Source organism: Streptomyces yangpuensis, assembly GCF_024666385.1.
In the GTDB taxonomy this organism is placed as follows: domain Bacteria; phylum Actinomycetota; class Actinomycetes; order Streptomycetales; family Streptomycetaceae; genus Streptomyces; species Streptomyces yangpuensis.
The window spans coordinates 344,523-362,437 of sequence record NZ_CP102515.1 but is presented as its reverse complement, the minus strand read 5'-3'; the positions used below and the strand labels follow the sequence as shown (position 1 = coordinate 362,437).

16 protein-coding genes and 1 pseudogene are annotated in these 17,915 nt (G+C 71.3%); 3 read left to right on the top strand and 14 right to left on the bottom strand.

Annotated elements, in window-relative coordinates:
* The 6 genes from NRK68_RS35275 to NRK68_RS35250 form a co-directional block, all read right to left on the bottom strand.
* On the bottom strand, positions 1 to 202 hold a 202-nt coding region (locus NRK68_RS35275), incomplete at its 3' end, for a hypothetical protein (RefSeq protein WP_257858262.1).
* 917 nt (positions 203 to 1,119) lie between these two features.
* Positions 1,120 to 2,184 (bottom strand): helix-turn-helix domain-containing protein, encoded by a 1,065-nt coding sequence (locus tag NRK68_RS35270; RefSeq protein WP_257857996.1) that lies wholly within the window; start codon positions 2,182 to 2,184, stop codon positions 1,120 to 1,122.
* Between the two features lie 14 nt (positions 2,185 to 2,198).
* The gene (locus tag NRK68_RS35265; RefSeq protein ID WP_257857997.1) at positions 2,199 to 2,462 is read right to left on the bottom strand and encodes a hypothetical protein; all 264 of its coding nucleotides are present in this window, start codon (positions 2,460 to 2,462) and stop codon (positions 2,199 to 2,201) included.
* A gap of 1,307 nt (positions 2,463 to 3,769) precedes the next feature.
* A complete protein-coding gene (locus NRK68_RS35260; RefSeq protein WP_257857998.1) occupies positions 3,770 to 5,233 on the bottom strand; it encodes a hypothetical protein in 1,464 nt (487 codons plus the stop codon).
* A 22-nt stretch (positions 5,234 to 5,255) separates the two neighbouring features.
* On the bottom strand, positions 5,256 to 6,389 hold the full coding sequence (locus NRK68_RS35255) for an amino acid adenylation domain-containing protein (RefSeq protein ID WP_257857999.1): 1,134 nt from the start codon (positions 6,387 to 6,389) through the stop codon (positions 5,256 to 5,258).
* Positions 6,355 to 6,675 carry a hypothetical protein gene (locus NRK68_RS35250; protein WP_257858000.1) on the bottom strand — a complete coding sequence of 107 codons (321 nt, stop codon included), beginning with the start codon at positions 6,673 to 6,675 and terminating at the stop codon, positions 6,355 to 6,357. Before NRK68_RS35250 ends, NRK68_RS35255 begins: the two co-directional genes overlap by 35 nt.
* Positions 6,676 to 7,363: 688 nt before the next feature.
* Between NRK68_RS35250 and NRK68_RS35245 the strand changes: the two genes are divergently transcribed.
* A complete protein-coding gene (locus tag NRK68_RS35245) occupies positions 7,364 to 7,501 on the top strand; it encodes a hypothetical protein (RefSeq protein ID WP_257858261.1) in 138 nt (45 codons plus the stop codon).
* Between the two features lie 193 nt (positions 7,502 to 7,694).
* On the opposite strand, the gene NRK68_RS35240 is transcribed toward NRK68_RS35245, so the two are convergent.
* A complete protein-coding gene (locus NRK68_RS35240) occupies positions 7,695 to 7,874 on the bottom strand; it encodes a hypothetical protein (protein ID WP_257858260.1) in 180 nt (59 codons plus the stop codon).
* Between the two features lie 73 nt (positions 7,875 to 7,947).
* Here NRK68_RS35240 and NRK68_RS35235 point away from each other — a divergent pair, with 73 nt between their 5' ends.
* The gene (locus NRK68_RS35235; protein WP_257858259.1) at positions 7,948 to 8,250 is read left to right on the top strand and encodes a hypothetical protein; all 303 of its coding nucleotides are present in this window, start codon (positions 7,948 to 7,950) and stop codon (positions 8,248 to 8,250) included.
* Here the strand turns inward: NRK68_RS35235 and NRK68_RS35230 are convergent.
* From NRK68_RS35230 to NRK68_RS35215, 4 genes and pseudogenes are all read right to left on the bottom strand, one after another.
* Positions 8,228 to 8,764: a hypothetical protein gene (locus NRK68_RS35230; RefSeq protein ID WP_257858258.1), complete on the bottom strand. Its 537-nt coding sequence runs from the start codon at positions 8,762 to 8,764 to the stop codon at positions 8,228 to 8,230. The two genes, NRK68_RS35235 and NRK68_RS35230, sit on opposite strands and share 23 nt — an antisense overlap.
* Before the next feature lie 432 nt (positions 8,765 to 9,196).
* Positions 9,197 to 9,565: a hypothetical protein gene (locus NRK68_RS35225; RefSeq protein WP_257858257.1), complete on the bottom strand. Its 369-nt coding sequence runs from the start codon at positions 9,563 to 9,565 to the stop codon at positions 9,197 to 9,199.
* A gap of 311 nt (positions 9,566 to 9,876) precedes the next feature.
* Positions 9,877 to 10,920: pseudogene (locus tag NRK68_RS35220) on the bottom strand (RHS repeat-associated core domain-containing protein); the annotation flags it as partial.
* 750 nt (positions 10,921 to 11,670) lie between these two features.
* Positions 11,671 to 12,519 carry an SDR family NAD(P)-dependent oxidoreductase gene (locus NRK68_RS35215; RefSeq protein WP_257858256.1) on the bottom strand — a complete coding sequence of 283 codons (849 nt, stop codon included), beginning with the start codon at positions 12,517 to 12,519 and terminating at the stop codon, positions 11,671 to 11,673.
* A 102-nt stretch (positions 12,520 to 12,621) separates the two neighbouring features.
* Here NRK68_RS35215 and NRK68_RS35210 point away from each other — a divergent pair, with 102 nt between their 5' ends.
* Positions 12,622 to 13,236: a CGNR zinc finger domain-containing protein gene (locus NRK68_RS35210; RefSeq protein ID WP_257858255.1), complete on the top strand. Its 615-nt coding sequence runs from the start codon at positions 12,622 to 12,624 to the stop codon at positions 13,234 to 13,236.
* A 1,070-nt stretch (positions 13,237 to 14,306) separates the two neighbouring features.
* Here the strand turns inward: NRK68_RS35210 and NRK68_RS35205 are convergent.
* The 3 genes from NRK68_RS35205 to NRK68_RS35195 form a co-directional block, all read right to left on the bottom strand.
* Positions 14,307 to 14,516, bottom strand: coding sequence for an acyl-CoA carboxylase epsilon subunit (locus tag NRK68_RS35205; RefSeq protein ID WP_257858254.1), 210 nt, complete (start codon positions 14,514 to 14,516; stop codon positions 14,307 to 14,309).
* On the bottom strand, positions 14,513 to 16,144 hold the full coding sequence (locus NRK68_RS35200) for an acyl-CoA carboxylase subunit beta (protein WP_257858253.1): 1,632 nt from the start codon (positions 16,142 to 16,144) through the stop codon (positions 14,513 to 14,515). Before NRK68_RS35200 ends, NRK68_RS35205 begins: the two co-directional genes overlap by 4 nt.
* A 113-nt stretch (positions 16,145 to 16,257) precedes the next feature.
* Positions 16,258 to 17,757: an AMP-binding protein gene (locus NRK68_RS35195; protein WP_257858252.1), complete on the bottom strand. Its 1,500-nt coding sequence runs from the start codon at positions 17,755 to 17,757 to the stop codon at positions 16,258 to 16,260.
* Positions 17,758 to 17,915 lie beyond the last annotated feature (158 nt).

Genomic DNA, 17,915 nt, shown 5'->3' with positions numbered 1-17,915 from the left:
CGCTGATCCCGGCGCCACCGGCCAGGAGCTGGAAGATCTCCGCCATCGGCATCTGCCCGTACATCCGCATCACGACGACCAGGACGAGCACCACGCAGACGACCGCCGCCTGCGGCAGCGTCATCCCGCCCGCTTGCCCCGACCGGGCACCCGCCTCACTCCGACGGTCCTGGCCCTGCGTACGGCTCAGCTGTTCCTGCATACGAAACCCCTAGTCCGGGAGCAGGGCGCAGCCCGGCTCCCATCGATACTGCGAGGGGGCGCGGGCACACCGCGCCCCCTCGTGCTGGTGACTTCGCGCCAAGTGGCGCCTCCCGGGGGGCGATTGCCGTCGCCGTCCCCAGAACTCACATCATGTCAGGACTACCCCTTCCGGCCTAAGAACTACCATCCGCCACAGGCCCGAAATGCCCCATATGTCAGTTCGTTGGTTCACTGGCGTCCACGAGATATTTTTTGTTATCTGGGGCTCAGGCCAGGTGCTGAACAGCACATATGCCTGCTGAGGGCGAGCACTTCCCTCCGGCAGGCCCCAGGAGACCTCGGCAACTGCACCGTGCCAAGGGCCAACTGACCCACCAGCGGGACCGTTGGTCCGCTCCTGTCCCAACGCCGCTTGCCTCCTGCGACGACCTAGGCCACGGTGGGGGACACCACCCGCTGGGAGACCGGCGGAACCCCTCGAATGCTGGTGACTTCGCAGACAGGGACAAGAGCAGCACCGCGTTGCCGCGCGAGTGCCGCACGCGACAGGGCCGACCCGCACACGCCGGGCCGGCCCTGTCCGCGTTCCCGGCCGTGCACCCTGCGCGGCTCCGTAAAACGATTTACGGACCCCTACCCCCGCTTCCGGGGCGCTCCGCGTTCCCGGGCGCGGGTAACCGCGGCCCGGCGGCGGGTACTCACGGCCTCGAGCCCGGCGACACCGCGGAGGACGCTCCGCTCGAACTCCAGCCACTCCCCCGGCAGGCCGAACCCGTCGTCGACGGCGGCTGCGAGGCACCAGGGCCACGGGCCCGGTTCCCGGCGCTCAGAGGGCGGCCGGAAGCCGGGGGCCTCGCCCCGTCGGCACACGGGCCGCTGCCGGCGCGTACGGGGTGGGCCCGCGGGCTGAGGGGGTCAGTCGTCTTCGTCGAGGAGCCACCCCCTGCGTCCGGGATTCCGGGGAGCGTGGGCCGTTGTGCTGCCGGGGAACGGGTTCCCGAGCGGGGTGCCCGGCTGGGCGGGAGTCGGGGTGGGGTTGGGGGCTTGGGCCAGGAGGGCCAGGGCGAGGGCCGTGACGTCGTCGGCGGAGCGGGTGCCGGCGGCCTCCTGCACGATGCGGGCGGCGAGCCCGGGCTCCCCGCCGGCCTTCAGGCCCGTGACCAGAGCGGCTATCTCGGCCGGGGGCCGGGTCGCGGCGGCCTGCACCAGGATGTCCATCAGCGAGGCCTGCGCCAGCCACGCCCCGGTTCCGGGCCCGCGCGCCGGAGGAACCCGGGTGGAGGACGGGGCGGCGGAAGGAGGCGGGGCCGGGCCGGGATCCGGCATGGCGCCGGGCGGCGGGGTGGTGGGCGCCGGCTCCTGCCGTGCGGCTGCCGTACTCGCCGCGGAGGCCTCTTCGGCCCGGGCGCGGTCCTGGTCGGCCCGGCGCAGCGCCTGCAGCAGCGGCTCCGGACTCACCTCGCAGAGCCGGGCGATGCCCTGCACCATGGCCAGGCTCGGCGGCCGGGTGGGGTGGTTGAGGGCCTCGGAGAGCGCGCTCCTGGACCAGGACAGGTGATGGGAGATCTCCCTCAGGGTCAGTCCGTGAGAGCGGATCAGCTCCCACAGCTCGTGCTGCAGATCCTCCAGACTGCTGCCCGGCTGCCCGGCCTCCCTGGGCCGGGGCACCCTGCGGTGCGACCGCGCGCGCTGCGCGCGCCTGGCCTTCCCGTACAGCTCCGCGACGTGCTTCGTGGCCCGGGCCCTTTCCGGGGGCGGGACGCGGCCGATCCGCAGCAGGGCGTCGGCCGCTGCTGTCGCGGTCTCCTCGTGGGGCAGTATCCGGCCGGAGAAGAGGCGCGAGAGGGTGGCCGCGGAGATCCGGCCCTGCGCGAACTCGCTGATCATCCTCAGGCTCGGGTTCCCGTTGGCAGCCCGGAGGCGGCGGAGCTCGTTGACGAGTTCCGCCGCCTCGGACGTGACGGTCTGCGTGGCCTGCATCCCCGCCACCGCACCTACCGTGCGGTGGCGGCTGCGGGGGCCGGGCCCCTGGCGGTCAGCCGGCGTACGGCCTCGACCGTGGCGAGGACCGCCGCGACCGCCTGGACCGCGGTGGTCGCCGGCACACCGCACACCACCAGCACCAGCTCGGCGAGCATCGCCAGGACGATCACGATCACGAACGCCTTCGACGGCCGAAAACGCCGGACCCGGCTGTCCGGGGGCGTCACGCACCACGCGGATCCCCGGCCGGAAAGACCCAGCAACCAGCGGCTCATAGCCCGCTCCTTCACCCATTCGCTTTTCTTTTGACGGTCCAGAACTTGCACACAGAACAGCCGCGGAGAGTTGGCAGACCCTCACCGGCTTCTTCGATTACTGCATACGAATAGGCACTCTGACAAGTTTCCCCGGAAACACAAAATTCCTCTCGCACACATATGCGAGAGGTTCGAAAGTGGAGCTATTGATTCCGCCCCTACTTCGTCTGCCAACGAAGGGGCGGTGCGCTCACCCGACTGTCTGGACCGTCAGACATTCATGCGGCTGGCGGAGGCGATTCCTGTCCGATCATCCGCGCGGGAAGGTGTTTTCCACCGTGGCCCCCGCCGTGCATGTCCGTCAAGCCCCCCTCCCGGCGTTACGAACCCGTCCTACACACTCTGACCTGCACAGATGCCTAGCTGTTTCATCTTTGTCCGGAAGTGAGTACCAGCCGCCCGGCGCAACAATTAGGATCTCCCCCTCGTTGCCGAAGACGTTGCCGAAGGCCGGGTTCAGCGTTACCGCACACGCCCACCGGCTCGCGGCCGAAGACCGTACCGGTGTTGCCGCACACGCCCCCCGGCCCCGCCCCTGCGTTTCCACCGGACCGCCGGTACCCGCCACCGCGCCGGGGAAAACAGGACCAGAAAAACCACGCCCGCACACCAACACACCCGACCGGCCACAAATACCACACCTCAAAACACCTCCACGAAATAGAAGCAGATTCCCACCCCGATATCGCACCCATTCGACAAGCAGCACCAATTCCAGGCGAAAGAAAGACCGAACGCAGCCGGAGAACAGACCCGCGCTCCGCGGGGCGGGCAAGGACACCGCGGGCAGGCCGGCAGCCGGACGCGACCCCAGAAACACCATGCGGAGGTAGTCCCGGTGGCGGGTACTGCCGACGGGGGGTTCGGCGACGCCGAAGAGGACGATCCGCTCGAACTCCGACAACTCCCCCGGCAAGCCGGACCCGTCGTCGGCGGCCTCGTCGATCGCCTTCAGCAGGCGCATCGAGCGCTCCTGGTCCGCCTTCGCCCGCGCCGAGGACGGCCGCACCGGCGCGGGCGGCGCGGGCGGCGCGGGCGGCGCGGGCGGATGAGGATCGGCGGGCTGCGGGAGGTACAGGACACCCGAGCGCCACGCACCGCCCAGGACCACGATCCCGGCCAGCACGCTGCCACCGGCCCGCCGCTACCTGCCCGTCATCACCATCCGCCTCCCCTCTTCCCCACGGTTCTCCCCGGGCAGGCGCCGGGGGCCCGCCCCCGGTCGGTCCGCGCCCGCAGGCCCCGCCGTCCGGGAGTCTTCGCCGTCACCGCGTACGCCCCGCGCCCCTGGCCGGTGCGGCCTGCTGCCGGTGGGCGGGGACCGCGGCCTCCGCCGGGGCCGGCCGGCCGGGGGCCGCGGCGGCCGGGGTGGTGGTGGAGCGGGAGCGGGCGGCGGCCGCGGAGACCCTGGGCCGGGAGGCGGCCGGCGTCCCGGGCGGGGTGGTCAGGGAGGTGAGGGTGGCGTCGACGAGGCGGCCGACCAGGGCGCTGCCGGTGGCTTCCTGCCAGGAGGTGGCGGTGGTGAGGCGGTTCAGGTGCTGGGCGACGGTGTCGGTGCCGTGGTGTTCGCCGAGCTGCTGCATGCGGGCGGCGAGCAGCGGCCACGGGCGTGAGCCGATCAGGAGGCCCGCTTCCCGCTCCGGCAGGACCTCCTTGACCATCGCGACCATCTGGGAGTGCGCGGCCGGCTGCACCTTGAGCTGTTTCAGGGCGCGGGGCCGGTTGCCGAGGTCGAGGTCGCGGGGAACGGTCAGGCCCTCGGTCAGCGGGCCCCATACCCGCTTCGCATCCGAACTCGCAGGCACGGACACGGGAACGGGCGCAGGGGTGGGTGCCGGAGCGGGGACCGGGCGGGCGGGCGCAGCCCACGGGTCACCGGCCGCGCCCATGCGCTCGGCCAGCACATCCCTCGCGGCGCCGACCGCCGCCCCGCGAGCAGGAACGGGCGCTGCGGGAGCGGGGGCGGGGGCGGGGATCGGTCGGGTGGGCGGTGCCCACGGGTCATCGGCCGGTACGCGGGCGCCGGCCGCGGGTGCGGGAGCCGGAGCGGCGGCCGCCGGGGCCCCGGTAGGGGCGGCCGGAGTCGAGGCCGGGACCGTCGTGGGGGTGGGGGTGGGGGTGTTGGCGGCGGCCGCGGTGACCGCGGCGACGGCCTGGTCGACGCCTGCTCCGGCGCGGTGGGCGTCGGTGAGGATCCGGGCGACGTCGATGCCTGCGGCGTCGAGGCGGCCCATGTCGGCGGCGATGTCGGGCCAGGCCGGGGAGGAGAGGATCGCGTCGCGGACCAGACCTGAAGGCATCGTCGTCTGGAGGAGGTCGGCCCAGCGGTCGGTGCCTTCGGCCTTGATACGGGCGGCGTTCGCGGTGACGGCCTGGTGGACCCCGACGGTCATCCGGCCCATCTGCGGCAGGAACACCCCGAGGTCGACGCCGGCCTGCTGCAGGCCGACGAGCTGGCGGGCCATCTGCGGCCAGTCGGTGTCCTGCATCAGCACGGCCAGGATGTCGTCGCCGAGGTGGCCGCGCAGCTGGTCGGCCGCCCAGCCCGGCGCCATCTTCTCGGCGTCCTCGCCGAGTTCCTCCTCCCGTCCGGTCAGGCGTTTCTGGGCGGCGCGGCGGACCGCGTCGGAGATGGCCAGCACCAGGCGGTAGGCCATCGCCGCAGTGTGCGCGGCCTCCCCGAGGGCTTCGGCAAACGGCTCGGGCAGCGGCGGGTATCCGGACGTCATCGGCAGCTTCCTCGGATCGGGTTCAGCGCGTACGGGACGGGCCCGGCCGGTCCGGCGGACCCTGCCCCGGGCGCGGGCGGACCGGTACACCGGTAACGGGCGTAGCGGCGGGCAGGCCACGGCCCGGCGTGCGCACCACCCGACCGGTGCGCAGCCTCATCGTCGGGGGCGGGGTGCCGGTCAGGGCGGCGGCGTCGCGCAGCAGGACGGCGGCCTCCGCGGCGGCTTTCGCCTGCGCCCGGTGCTCCTGCGCGCGGTGCCAGTCGGCCGCGGCCTCCACCGCCTCCACGAGCGCGATCAGCAGGGTGAGGACGACCGCGGCGCCTCCCCCGCGGCCGGCACGCGGGGCGTGCTCCAACGCCCGCGCGGCCGAGCGCCATCCGGCGCGGGCGCGGCCCTCCAGCGAGCGGGCGCCGGGGGCGCGGGCGGCCTGCTCGAACGCGTCGGCCGCCGCGCGGACACGGTCACGGACCAGGGCCGGAGAGTACTCGGCAGCGACGGCCAGGAGGTCACCGAGCGCGGCGACATCACCCGCGCCTTCGGCTTGTCCGGCGCGGCCCAGAACGGCGGAGGCCTCCCGGATCCGTGCCTCGGCGAGCGCCCAGTCCGCGGGCGCGGCGTGCGGGGTGAAGCGTTCGCGGACGCGGGGCAGGGACAGGTCGTAGGCGAGCGTCGAACCGGCAAACCACACCGGCCGGCTGCCGCGGTCGGCACGGTCGCCGGGGAGCGCGACCGCGTAGCCGACCAGGGTGCCGTCGTCACCGTGGCGCTCGCGCACGCGCAGGCCGGCGTCGCGGAGCCGGTCGAGGAAGTCGGCATCGTCGTGCGCGAGCCCGGCCGCGATGCGGACGGTGCGCTGCAGGGATTCGCGGGCGGTCTCGGCCAGGCCCCGGCGGGCGGCCTTCTCGGCCTCGCCGGTGGCGGGGCGGCGGCGCGCGGTCCGGTCCAGGGGTGACATCGGCGTGAGGCCCCGGCGGGCTTCGAAGACGCGGACGGCAGTGTGCATCGCGGGGATGTCCCCGCGCAGCCGGGGGTGGCGGCCGTCCTGGCGGGCGAGGGTCGCCGCGATGTGGATGTGGTCGCCTGCGTGCCGTACCGCGACCCACCGGCAGGCGTGCTCATCACCGCGGGCGGCGATACCCGCGGCGTGCACCATCGCGGTAGCGACGGGTGCGGTCGCCGGCGTGGTTGCGGACCGAGACATGCCACACGTGCTCGGCCGGGCGCGGGCCCCGCAAAGCTTCGACGGGGGCGTCCAGGAGCAGGACCAGGCCGGCGAGCGACATCCGGCCGGGGTCGCGGGCCGGGCAGGGCAGGTCCAGGTCCAGGTCCCAGGCGGCGATCAGGTGGGGGCCGGTGTGCTCGTCGCGCTCCCCGGAACCGAAGAGGTACTCCAGGAGCTCCACCGTCTCCGACCCGCCCGGCGCCTTCTTCGGCATCACGACCGCGGACGCCTCTCCCGCATCACCCCCACGGCCGGCGGCATCGGCGAAGGTGGAGCGACTGCGGGGTAGGCGGAGGGCACTGGCATTCTGGCCCCATGGCAATCGGGGGATCTCGCACGAAGACGACGGACACATGGCTGACGCCTGCCGATGAGGTGCTTCTGGGGCAACGAATTGCCGAGGCGCTTCCCTCGCCCGGATGGCTCTGCAGCCACCCAGGGCCTGCCGGATTGCACCAGGTGCACTTGCATGACTCCATCGAGTCCGCTCTGGGCTGCGGAAGCACGCAGGCGTTTCTCCCCCTCCCGGCAGGCTCTTCCCTGCCGCCTGGGATCAATCCGGCTACGGATGTCCTCACGCCTGTCGGGCCACCGAGAGCGGCAGTTGTCCAGTTGCTCCGTTCGCGGCTCAGGACGGACGAGCGGGGCGAGTTCTTCGAGAGTGGGCGGCTCGCAGTGCGGTGGTTCGAACCCGAAGTCGGACCGGAAATGCATCAGACCCTCAGCGAACAGACCCGGCTGGTCTGGGCTGCGTTGCGAGCTGTGACCCGACCGGCCGTAATCCAGGCGCCCGATGGTCGCCGCACTTCGGGACTGAGAATCGGACCCGCCGCCCGTGACGAGGTGATCTGTCAACAGGTGCCGCTGGCGCGAGCTGGCATCCAGCGGTTTCGGCTCGTGACCTGATGGCGAGGGCCCGGCGGCCGAAGGCCACCGGGCCGGGCAGGCAGGACGTCGCCGGGGAGCACCGTGACCTCGGCGGCGTCCGCGGCCACGCCGACCAGCTGAGCCACCTCGGCCGGCCCGGCCGCTGGCTGCCCTAGGGACGTGGACGCCGAGCATCCCGGGCACCCACGCTTCGAGGGCGCCCCGGATGTCCTCGCACAACCCACCGGCACCCGTGTGCGGGGCCCCGGGCGCGATACCGGCGCTCATCTCCCCATGGTCACCGCCACCACCGACAGCCCACCTCTGGTGGGGGACGGGAGAACTCGACCGCCACGGTAGCGTTGCCCGTCACCACGGAGCGGTCTTCGGCTTGCGGTGCCACCACCACTGCGCGGGATCGGCATTCCTGCGTCTGCGCCGCAGCCAGGGGTCCAGCTCCCCGGTGGCGTCCTGGATCGTGCACGCCTCGAAACGGGCGTCCAGTGAATCCAGCAGAGATGACAGCTCCCGCTGCGAGCCCTCGGGCATGCAGGCGAGCGCGACCTGCAGGCCATCCCGAATGTCAAGATCGTTCTTATGGCGCAGCCGGGAGGGGACGGTCTTGGCCTTCCACGCGAACGGAAGTTTCACCAGTGACCGGGTTGCCCGATTGTCGGCGGCAGAGCGCTGCGGCGACCTGTCGGACCCGTCCTCCGGCAGCTGGCGCTTTGGTTCAGTGGTGGACGATCCGGTGGATCGCGGTGCCTACCTGCAGCTCACATTCTCCGGTACCGACTGCACGGTGCCCGTCTTCCTCTTCGGCGAAGCGGATGATCCCGTGATGTGTCCGACCGTCGGCGATCCCGACGCCGACTGCGAGTACGACGAATATCTCAGCCGCGTCACACCTGCCGCCACACCCTGACCCTGGTCCAGGCCGGGACCGGGCCGTCGCGGGAACGGCGGTGTTGGCAGCGGCCGCGGCCGCGGTAGGGGCGGCCGGGGGCCGTCGTGGGGGTGGCGGCGGCCGCGGTGACCGCGGCGACGGCCTGGTCGACGCCGGCCCCGGCGCGGTGGGCGTCGGCGACGTCGATCCCCGCCGCATCGAGGCGGCCCATCGCGGCGGCGATGTCGGGCCAGGCCGGGGAGGAGAGGATCGCGTCGCGAACCAGACCTGAAGGCATCGACGTCTTGAGGAGGTCGGCCCAGCGGTCGTTGCCTTCGGCCTTGGTCCGCGCGTTGTTCGCGGTGACGGCCTGGTGGACCCCGGCGGTCATCCGCCCCATCTGCGGCAGGAACACCCCGAGGTCGACGCCGGCCTGCTGCAGGCCCACCAGCCGGCGGGCCATCTGCGGCCAGTCCGCGTCCTGCATCAGCACGGCCAGGACGTCGTCGCCGAGGCGACCGCGCAGCTGGCCGGCCGACCAACCCGGCGCCATCTTCCCGGCGTCCTCGCCGAGTTACTCCTCCCGTCAGGTCAGGCGTTTCTGGGCGGGGCGGCGGACCGCGTCGGAGATGGCCAGCACTAGCCGGTAGGCCATCGCCGCAGTATGCGCGGCCTCCCCGAGGGGTTCGGCAAACGGCTCAGGCAGCGGCGGATATCCGGACGTCGTCAGCAACGACCCCCTCCGTCGGGACAGGGCGGGTCAGCGGGCACGGGCCGACAGGCCCGGCTGATCCGGCGGACCCTGCCCCGGGCGCGGCCGGAGCGGTGCCGGCACACCGGTAACAGGCGGGGCGGGCGGCAGAGCTGGAAGCGGCCCGTGCTGCGAACCGCGCACTGACCCGGTCCCCACCGGCCGTGACCATCCAGCCCGGCCAACTAGGGCATCAAGGGCATCAAGGGCAATTTGCTCACCTCAAACACCCACTCAAAGTGAATAGGGATAGAGATCGATCCGGGGAACGTGGAACATGATCCTTTGGCGTGGTGAGGGAGCGGGTGGACCAAGCTCTACTAGCACGATGTCGGATGCCATGCGGATTGCAGCGACTCCATCATCGCCAACTGACTCCACAATTCCACAGAATGTCAGGGGTGCGCCGAGTGGCCCTTCCAGCGACTCGGCAGCGTCCGTCGAAGTCCACTTCTCGATCACATCCGGAATATCAAATTCCACATTTGTCGGGCCGAGCTGCGGAGGCTCATCACCCTGCCATGTCCCCCAGGCCTCGCCCAGAGGCCCTGAGAAGACGACGCGACTGCTTTGTCCGATCAGGCTGCCGATGATCACATTCATTACTTCAACCCCAGCGGGACTCGAACCATTGTGTTGTCAACGATCCACGTGTTGGTAGGGGAAACAAACGTCCAGGTCTCCATATGGAAGTGGAACTTGGTCGGTTTGCTGTTCATCTCGTGCGGTCCCATTCTGATGCTTCGCAACCCGTCGGCGGAGACGAGTCGGTGTGGATCAGGAATCCCCGTCCGTGGGTGGATGTTGGTGTACGGCCCTTCGCCTAGGAAATTCTCCCACTCAGTCATGACCTGATTCGGCTTGAGCGGTTTGGGTGCGACGACCTCCGGGGTCTCGACACCGGATTCTTTCGGCGGGCAGGGGTTGAGCCCCAGTGGGTCGGACCAGGTGTGGGGGTTGTGCGTGTAGGTGGCGGGGTTGGGGGCGGGGGTGAGGCCGAGGGGGTCTGGAGTGAGGTAGCGGGCGCTTTCGGGGTCGTAGGTGCGGAAGTAGTTGTGGTGGAGGCCGGACTCGGGGTCGTAGCACTGGCCTGGGAAGCGGAGCGGGGTGTAGGCGGTTGCGTCGCGGTTCCAGGTTGTGGTGCCCCAGAGCGTGGTGCGGGTGTGCCACGCCGTGGTGCCGTCTTCTGCGAGGAGGTGGGTGGGGGTGCCCAACAGGTCCGTGACGATCGTGAAGAAGCGGTCGTCGACCTCCTCCTGGGTCATGCGTTCCGTCTGGGTGACGGGGTGGAGGCCTTGGTGGGTCCAGGTGAGGGTGACCGAGCCACTGGTTTGCTCGCAGAGGGTTGTGCCGTCCCAGGTGAAGAGGGTCTCCTCGACGACCGTGCCGGTCTCCGACAGACGCCGCTTGGCCGTCCGGCGGCCCAGGGGGTCGTACTGGTAGCGCCAGCGCGTGCGGTCCGGGGTGGTGACCCCGACCAGCTGGTCTTCGGTGTTCCACTCGTAGTGCCAGGTGTCGGGCTTGTGGGAGAGGCGGCTCTTCTGACGGAGGGTGATGCGGCCCAGTGCGTCGTGCTCGTAGCGGATCGATCCCGCGCGGGTGATGCGGGTGCCCGTGTAGGCGCGGTCGCCCTGGGCCTCCGCGCCGGGGTGCTGTGTCGGCCAGGAGGCAGCAGTCTGGTTGCCGGCGTCGTCGTAGGCGTAGCGCTCCGACCAGGAGGAGGCCTCAACGGCAGTGACGCGGGCCGCTGCGTCCAGGGTGAAGGTGCGTGGGCCGGTGAGGGAGTCGTCGATACCGGTCAGATAGCCGTCGGCGCGGTAGGTGTAGCCCCGCCGTTGGAGGTTGCGGCCATCCTGCCCGACGACCGACTGGGCGGCGCGGCGGCCCATCACGTCGTACTCGTGGGTGAGGGTGAGCGACGGGTTCAGCGTACGGGTGAGCTCCTGCCCCGCAGCGTCGCGTTCCGCCACCGACAGCCCACCCCCTTGCGCGCAGCAGTGCGGGCCATCGCCTGGTGAGGCGAGGCCCGCAGGGGGTCCCGCACGGGGTCTCGTCACGCAGGACCCGCGACCTGGTGCGGGGTCTGCTCAGACAGGGGTTAGCGGCGGCGGCCTCAGGACTCGGTGTCGACGGTGCGGCCGCGGTCGTCGCGCAGGGTGGCGGTGCCCCCGCGTCGGAGTCACCCGGGTCAGCAACGGCGTGCCGGTGCGCGCATGAGCATGGCCACCGTGCAAGGAGGCGCGGGCGACGGCGGGCCGGCTGCGGCCGGCCCGCGCCCGTCCGGCGTTTCGGCGGTGAGCTGTGTCAGCCGCTGCGTTCGGTGCAGCGAGCCGATCGGCTCGGCGCGGGGTCGGCGAGGTGGCGGACGGGCTCGGCGTCGGTGACTCCGCCGGTGCCGGGTGTCCGGCGTCGGCGTCGCGTCCAGCGTTGGGGAAGTGGACGGCGTCGGGAAGCCGCGGAGCAGTGGGGGCCGGAGGGATTAGGGATGAAGGCGGCTGGTTCGGCAGCGAACGCCACAGCTCGGACGTTTGCGTGGCCGTTGGTCAAGCCGGCGTCGGCGTACCGGGCGGCAGCCTGGGTGCGCCCGTCCGGGCAGTCGCAGGGCGACCGTGGCCGATGTCCGCCGGGGGCAGGTAGGGCGTGATGGTCCTGCAGGGGCCCGGGGCCGAAGCCGTCTGCCCGTGGCCTCGCCCCCGGACCTGCCCGTACTACCTGTCGACGGCTTCGGTCGCGTGCTGCCAGCTGTCCAGCTCTGCGATCCGTGCTTCCAGGGCGGGACGCATGGCCGTCGCGCTGGAGGCGCCGAGAGCCAGGCGCAGCGGCGGGTTGGGGCTGTCCACCGCGTTCCGGATGCCTTCGGCGATCCGTGCCGCGGCGGAGAACGCGGACGGCGGCAGCTCGCCGATGCCCTTCTGGACCTCGCGGACGGTCTGGTCGTAGTCGGCCAGACCGGCAGCGACATCGAGGTTGGCGAGGAAGGGGGTCGCGGTCATCCCGGGCTGGATGATCGTGACCTTGATGCCGAGCGGTGCGACCTCGGCCGCGAGCGCGTCGGACAGCCCTTCAACCGCGTACTTGGTGGCGGCCAGCAGGCCCACGCCGGGATGGGCGGACTGCCCGTAGACCGACGAGCCCTGGAGTACGTGCCCGGACCGCTGGGCGCGGAGCACCGGCAGCGTCGCGCGGAGCACGTTGAGCACCCCGAAGACATTGGTGTCGAACACGGCACGGGCCTGCGCGTCGGAGGCCTCCTCAACGGATCCGAACAGTCCGTATCCCGCGTTGTTGGCCACGACGTCGATACGGCCGAACCGCGCGACCGTGCCGTTCACCGCGTCCCGGACGGCTCGCTCGTCACGTACGTCCGCCTGGATGCACAGCAGGCGCTCACCGTGCGCCTGCGCCAGTTCGTCCAGAGGGGAGGTGTCGCGGGCGAGGGCCGCGACGGTGTCGCCGTTCTCCAGTGCCTGGAGCGTCAGTTCGCGGCCGATGCCGGACGTCGCGCCGGTGATCAGCCATGTGCGGAGGTGGAGCTGGTGGTTCGGTGTCGTGTTCATGTTGCGAACGTAAGGCGTTAGCTCGCAACAGGTCAAGGGAGATCGACTAGATGGTTGCCTACTAGTCGGGTTAGAGCCCTACTGCTGATGTAGTGTTGGGGAATGATCGCTACGCCCGCCGGATCCCCCGAAGCCGGCCCCCGCACCGTCGCGCCCACGGTGGAGACCGTTCTCGCGTTCGTGAACACGCGCGCGGACGGGTCGGGTCGCCGGGAGCTGTTCGGGGATGGGGGCTCGTTCGCGGCGTGGCTGGCGGAGCACGGGGAGTTCGGCGGCGAATCCGTGGTGAGCGACGCCGACGCCGCGGTCGCGCGCGAACTGCGTGACGCCCTGGTGACCCTGCTGCTCGCGCACGCGGGCGACGAGGAGAGCCTGGGTGAGCCGCTGCTGCGTGCCGAGCGACACCTGCGACGTGTGGGCTCGCTCTACCCGCTGGCGACGGTGGTCACGGCCGGCGGCGTAGAGCTGACCTCGCCGCAGACGGGGGTGCCGCGCTTCTTCGGAACCGTACTGGCCGCAGTGACGACGTTCGCGCAGAGCAGCGACTGGGGGCGCATCAAGGCGTGCCGGAACCCCCCTTGCCATTTCGGTTTCTTCGACCGGACCCGCAATGGGGGAGGGCTGTACTGCAGCACTGGCTGCGGCTCCCAGGTGTCCATGCGCAAACACCGCCGGCGGCAGCGCGACAGCGGTGGTACGCCGTCGGCCGAGGTGTGAGACCGCGCATCGGCAAGTCGTTGCCGAACCGGTGGAGGCCGGCCGGACCGCGGTCGTGGTTCTGTGCGACGGCGCCCCCGTGGGCGTGCTCGGCATCGCGGACCGGCTGCGGCCGGATGCGAAGGTCACCGTCGCACCGCCGTGGACCGGCTTCGTGCTGAGGGCCACGAGTCGGCCAGACCCCTAATGCGGTTGCCAGATCCTCACCGAGAACCACCGCTCCTGATCGAACTCCTCATGCCCTCGCCAAGGAGAAGCCAGCGAACAGAGCGAGTTCCACGAGAGCATCACCTTCCAGCGGACCAGCTCCTGAGGCCCCGAATCCTCCCCGTCAAAAGAGAAGCAATGCTCGAGCGTGACAACGTGATGCTGGAGTGCGTTCCGCACCGCTCGTGCCGTGCGGCGCTCATCGGTCCCACGGTCAGCGTGTGCCAGCCGCTCCGTTCGGGCTCTCAGGAAGGCACCCAATCGCTCTACGTCGCCGGGTGTGATATCCGCACCGCAGGCCAAGACTCCCTCGGCCGCTTGATCACCACTCGGTGAACGCCTCACGGTCTCTCCCATATGGGCTTGTCGAAGACGACTTTGTCTGTCTCAGCATCCCTCTGCCAGTGCCCGGTGGTGTGCAAGGAGGTTGAAGGGCGCAGGGGGCGACTCCAGGCGGGGGGTCGTGCAGCGGTTCGGGGGGATCGTGCAGTGGACGGACTGGGAGGTGCCGCGGCCCTCCCCGCTCGCAGTCGACCCCTACCCTCCACCGGAGCTCCACTTCGACGCGAGTCAGTATGACGCCGAAGTGGCTCGCGCAGAGGCGGACCGCTGGTGGCAGGTCTACTCGTAGCCCGGCACGGCGCGACCCCGCCCGGCTGCGGGGCCGCGCCCCTGTGACGCTGCCCGTCCACGACACAACGGGCCAGTCGAAGTCGTCCGGTGTCGGTCAGCGGGGCATTACGGTGTGGACCACGAGGGCCTCCTCGGATCGATGCAGATGTCGCAATCCCCACCGAACCCGGAGGCCCTCACCCATTTCAAGAACCCAGCACGCGTGTCACCAACGTCCTGGGTCAATACACCTAGGCCCAGGAACCCGGGGCCTGGAAGGGCGGGCGGAAGGGCCCGGCCCGGAGCCTCTTGGTCCTGGCGACGGGCCGTTCGTCCTCCTGGAAGTGGCGCAGCCGGGCGGTGAGCAGCAGGGCCAGGGCTGCCGTCTCCTCGGGCGTGGGATTGCCCCGGGTGATCCGGATTGTGGCGACGGCCAGCGAGGGTTCGTCGGCCGCGCTCACAGCGGGAGGTTCCCGTGCTTGCGGCTGGGCTGCTGGGCGCTCTTGGCGCGAAGCATGTCGAGTGCGGCGATCAGCCGGGGGCGGGTCTCGGCCGGGTCGATGACGTCGTCGACGAGGCCGCGTTCGGCCGCGTAGTACGGGTGCATCAGCTCCGTCTGGTACTCCTTGATCTTCTGCTGCCGGGTGGCCTCCGGGTCGTCGGAGGCGTTGATCTCCCGGCGGAAGATGACGTTGGCGGCGCCCTCGGCGCCCATCACGGCGATCTCGTTGGAGGGCCAGGCCAGGGCCACATCGGTGCCGATGGAGCGGGAGTCCATCACGATGTACGCGCCGCCGTAGGCCTTGCGCAGGATCAGGCTGATGCGCGGAACCGTGGCGTTGCAGTAGGCGTACAGGAGCTTCGCGCCGTGGCGGATGATGCCGTTGTGCTCCTGGTCCACGCCGGGCAGGAAGCCGGGTACGTCGATCAGGGTGATCAGCGGGATGGAGAAGGCGTCACAGAACTGCACGAACCGCGCGGCCTTCTCGGAGGCCTGGATGTCCAGGACTCCGGCGAGGTGGGCGGGCTGGTTCGCGACGATGCCGACCACGTGTCCCCCGAGGCGGGCGAGCGCGCAGACGACGTTCTGCGCCCAGGCGCCGTGCACCTCGAAGTAGTCGCCGTGGTCGACGACCTCCTCGATCAGGTCGCGGATGTCGTACCCCTGGGTGGGGCGGGCCGGGACCAGGCCGAGCAGCGCGTCGTTGCGGCGGTCGACAGGGTCGTCGAGGTCACCTTCGGGGGCGAGTTCGCGGTTGTTCGAGGGGAGGAGGGACAGCAGGTGCCGGACGTCCTCCAGGCAGCTCTCCTCGTCGTCGTAGGCGAACGCGGCGACGCCCGAGGCGCCGGCGTGCGAGTCGGCGCCGCCGAGGTGTTCCATGGTGACGGCCTCGCCGGTCACCGCCTGGACCACGTCGGGTCCGGTGATGAACATCTGCGAGGTGCCGCGCACCATGAAGACGAAGTCGGTGAGGGCGGGGCTGTAGGCCGCGCCGCCCGCGCACGGGCCGAGGATGACCGAGATCTGCGGGATCACTCCCGAGTTTCGGACGTTGCGCTGGAAGATGCCGCCGTAGCCGGCCAGCGCCGTCACACCCTCCTGGATCCGCGCGCCGGCTCCGTCACACAGACCCACCACCGGAGCACCGGCCGCCTCGGCCAGATCCATCAGTTTGTGGATCTTCTCCGCGTGGGCCTCGCCGAGCGCCCCGCCGAAGATGCGGAAGTCGTGCGCGTAGGCGAAGACGGTACGGCCGTGGACCTTGCCCCAGCCGGTGACCACTCCGTCGGTGTAGGGCTTCTTGTCCTCCAGGCCGAAACCCGTGGCCCGGTGCCGCCGCAGCTGCTCCACCTCGTTGAAGGTGCCCTCGTCGAAGAGGAGCCCGATGCGCTCGCGGGCGGTCAGCTTGCCCTTGGCGTGCTGGGCCGCGGTGGCCCGCTCGCTGGGTCCGGCCTCCGCGAGCGCCCGTACGGCGTGCAGTTCGGTGGTCCGCTCGCGCAGCGACGCTGAGCGGATCTCCTCACGGGCAGGACGCGCCTCCTGAGCGGGGGCGACGACCTGAAGCGGTCTTTCCTCGACGATGCTCATGCGGACCCTTTCCGACACAGAGGCACCGGGATCGGCCGGTGTCAGCACGTTCAGCGTCGGTCCCGGCGCTCAAGCACTGCTCGAATTCCGCCAGTACCGCCGCTCCCGCGGGGTCAGCCGCGGGCCGGGGTCAGCAGCTCGCGGGCCCGTTCGGCGAGGACGGGGCGGTCGACCTTGCGGTTGGAGTTGAGCGGGAACTCGGTGATGTGCTCGAAGTGGCGGGGCAGCATGCCCTTGGGGAGCACCTCGCGCAGCGCGCGGGCGAGCATGGCGGGCTGCCGGACCTGGCCGGTGTAGAAGACGACGAGTTCGGTGCTGCCCTCGACGGGGCGGGCCACGGTCACCACGTCCTCCACGCCCTCGCAGCCGCGCAGAGCGTGGTCGACCTCGGCGAGTTCGACCCGCCAGCCCTGGACTTGTACCTGGGAGTCGAGGCGGCCGAGGTAGATGAGCTCGCCGCCGGGCAGGCGGCGTACCCGGTCGCCGGTGCGGTACCACAGGCGGCCGTCACGCTCGACGAAGCGTCCCTGGTTGTCCTCGGGGTCGAGGTAGCCGGAGGACATCTGGGGGCCGGTGATGAGCAGTTCGCCCTCGTCCGGGGTCTCGGAGCCGTCCTCCGCGAGCAGGACGTGGTCGTGACCCTCGTGGACGGTGCCGATCGGGACCAGGCCGTTCACGGCCAGGCCGGGCGAGCGCTCGGGGTCCCACCGGTGACCGGTGATGGTGACGGTGAGCTCGGTGGGGCCGTAGATGTTCTCCAGGGTGGAGCCCGGGGCGGCGGCCTGCCAGTCGGCGGCGTCCTCGCAGCGCAGGGCCTCGCCGGCGAAGAAGCTCCAGCGCAGGCCGGGCAGGGCGGCCTGGCCCAGCCCGCCCACCCGGCGGATGAGGGAGATCGCGCTCGGTGTGGAGAACCAGACGGTGGTGCCGCGTTCGGCGAGGTATGCGGGGATGTCCCGGTACGCGGTCGGCGGCACGGGGTCGACGACGGCTCCGGCGCCCCAGGCGCAGAAGAGGTCGAACATCGCGCAGTCGAAGTTGAGGTCGAAGCTCTGGGTGAAGACGTCGTCGGGGGTGAAGTCGTAGCGGGAGTCGAGGAGCTCGAAGTAGTGGTGGGTGCTCGCGTGGGTGATCGGTACGCCCTTGGGGCGGCCGGTGGAGCCTGAGGTGAACAGCATGTAGGCGACGTCCGAGGGGTCCACCGGGCGCGGTTCGGGCAGTGCGAGGGCGGGGTCGGGCTGGATGACGGGGGTGTCGAAGCCGTCGCCGAGGGTGTGCAGCGCGGCGAGGCCCCGTTCGTCGGCTATCAGCGCGGCGGCGGCGGACAGTTCGAGCATGCGCTGGGTGCGGGGGGCCGGGAAGTCCGGGTGCAGGGGGACGACGGTGGCGCCGGCGTACAGCCCGCCGAGGATGCCCGCGTAGGCGGTCACGGTCTTACCGGCGAGTACGCCGACGACCTTCGCGGTGCCGAGGGAGCCGGCCCAGGTCAGGGCCTGCTCGTGGAGGGCCCGGTAGGAGACGGTCTCGGCGCCCAGCCGGAGCGCGGGGTGGTCGGGGCCGAGGGCGAGTCCGCGCAGGAAGCGCTGGTACAGGGCGTGGGGCTGCTGCTCGGTCATGTACTTCCTCCGTCGTTCGGCGGGAATGGGCCGGGCGGCTTCCGCGCCGTCGGCCGCTCTAAAGTTAGGGGGGTGCCACGGGTACCCGGCGCCGTCGCGCGCTCATAGCGTCACATTCCGGGAACCGACATCCGGTACTGCAACACAGAGTGGAGTGA

Excerpts from the sequence above, each read along its gene's own strand:
- NRK68_RS35270 (WP_257857996.1), bottom strand. The coding sequence starts at position 2,184 with ATGCAGGCCACGCAGACCGTCACGTCCGAGGCGGCGGAACTCGTCAAC.
- NRK68_RS35265 (WP_257857997.1), bottom strand. The coding sequence starts at position 2,462 with ATGAGCCGCTGGTTGCTGGGTCTTTCCGGCCGGGGATCCGCGTGGTGC.
- NRK68_RS35260 (WP_257857998.1), bottom strand. The coding sequence starts at position 5,233 with ATGACGTCCGGATACCCGCCGCTGCCCGAGCCGTTTGCCGAAGCCCTC.
- NRK68_RS35255 (WP_257857999.1), bottom strand. The coding sequence starts at position 6,389 with ATGGTGCACGCCGCGGGTATCGCCGCCCGCGGTGATGAGCACGCCTGC.
- NRK68_RS35245 (WP_257858261.1), top strand. The coding sequence starts at position 7,364 with ATGGCGAGGGCCCGGCGGCCGAAGGCCACCGGGCCGGGCAGGCAGGAC.
- NRK68_RS35240 (WP_257858260.1), bottom strand. The coding sequence starts at position 7,874 with ATGCCCGAGGGCTCGCAGCGGGAGCTGTCATCTCTGCTGGATTCACTG.
- NRK68_RS35230 (WP_257858258.1), bottom strand. The coding sequence starts at position 8,764 with ATGGCGCCGGGTTGGTCGGCCGGCCAGCTGCGCGGTCGCCTCGGCGAC.
- NRK68_RS35225 (WP_257858257.1), bottom strand. The coding sequence starts at position 9,565 with ATGAATGTGATCATCGGCAGCCTGATCGGACAAAGCAGTCGCGTCGTC.
- NRK68_RS35215 (WP_257858256.1), bottom strand. The coding sequence starts at position 12,519 with ATGAACACGACACCGAACCACCAGCTCCACCTCCGCACATGGCTGATC.
- NRK68_RS35210 (WP_257858255.1), top strand. The coding sequence starts at position 12,622 with ATGATCGCTACGCCCGCCGGATCCCCCGAAGCCGGCCCCCGCACCGTC.
- NRK68_RS35200 (WP_257858253.1), bottom strand. The coding sequence starts at position 16,144 with ATGAGCATCGTCGAGGAAAGACCGCTTCAGGTCGTCGCCCCCGCTCAG.
- NRK68_RS35195 (WP_257858252.1), bottom strand. The coding sequence starts at position 17,757 with ATGACCGAGCAGCAGCCCCACGCCCTGTACCAGCGCTTCCTGCGCGGA.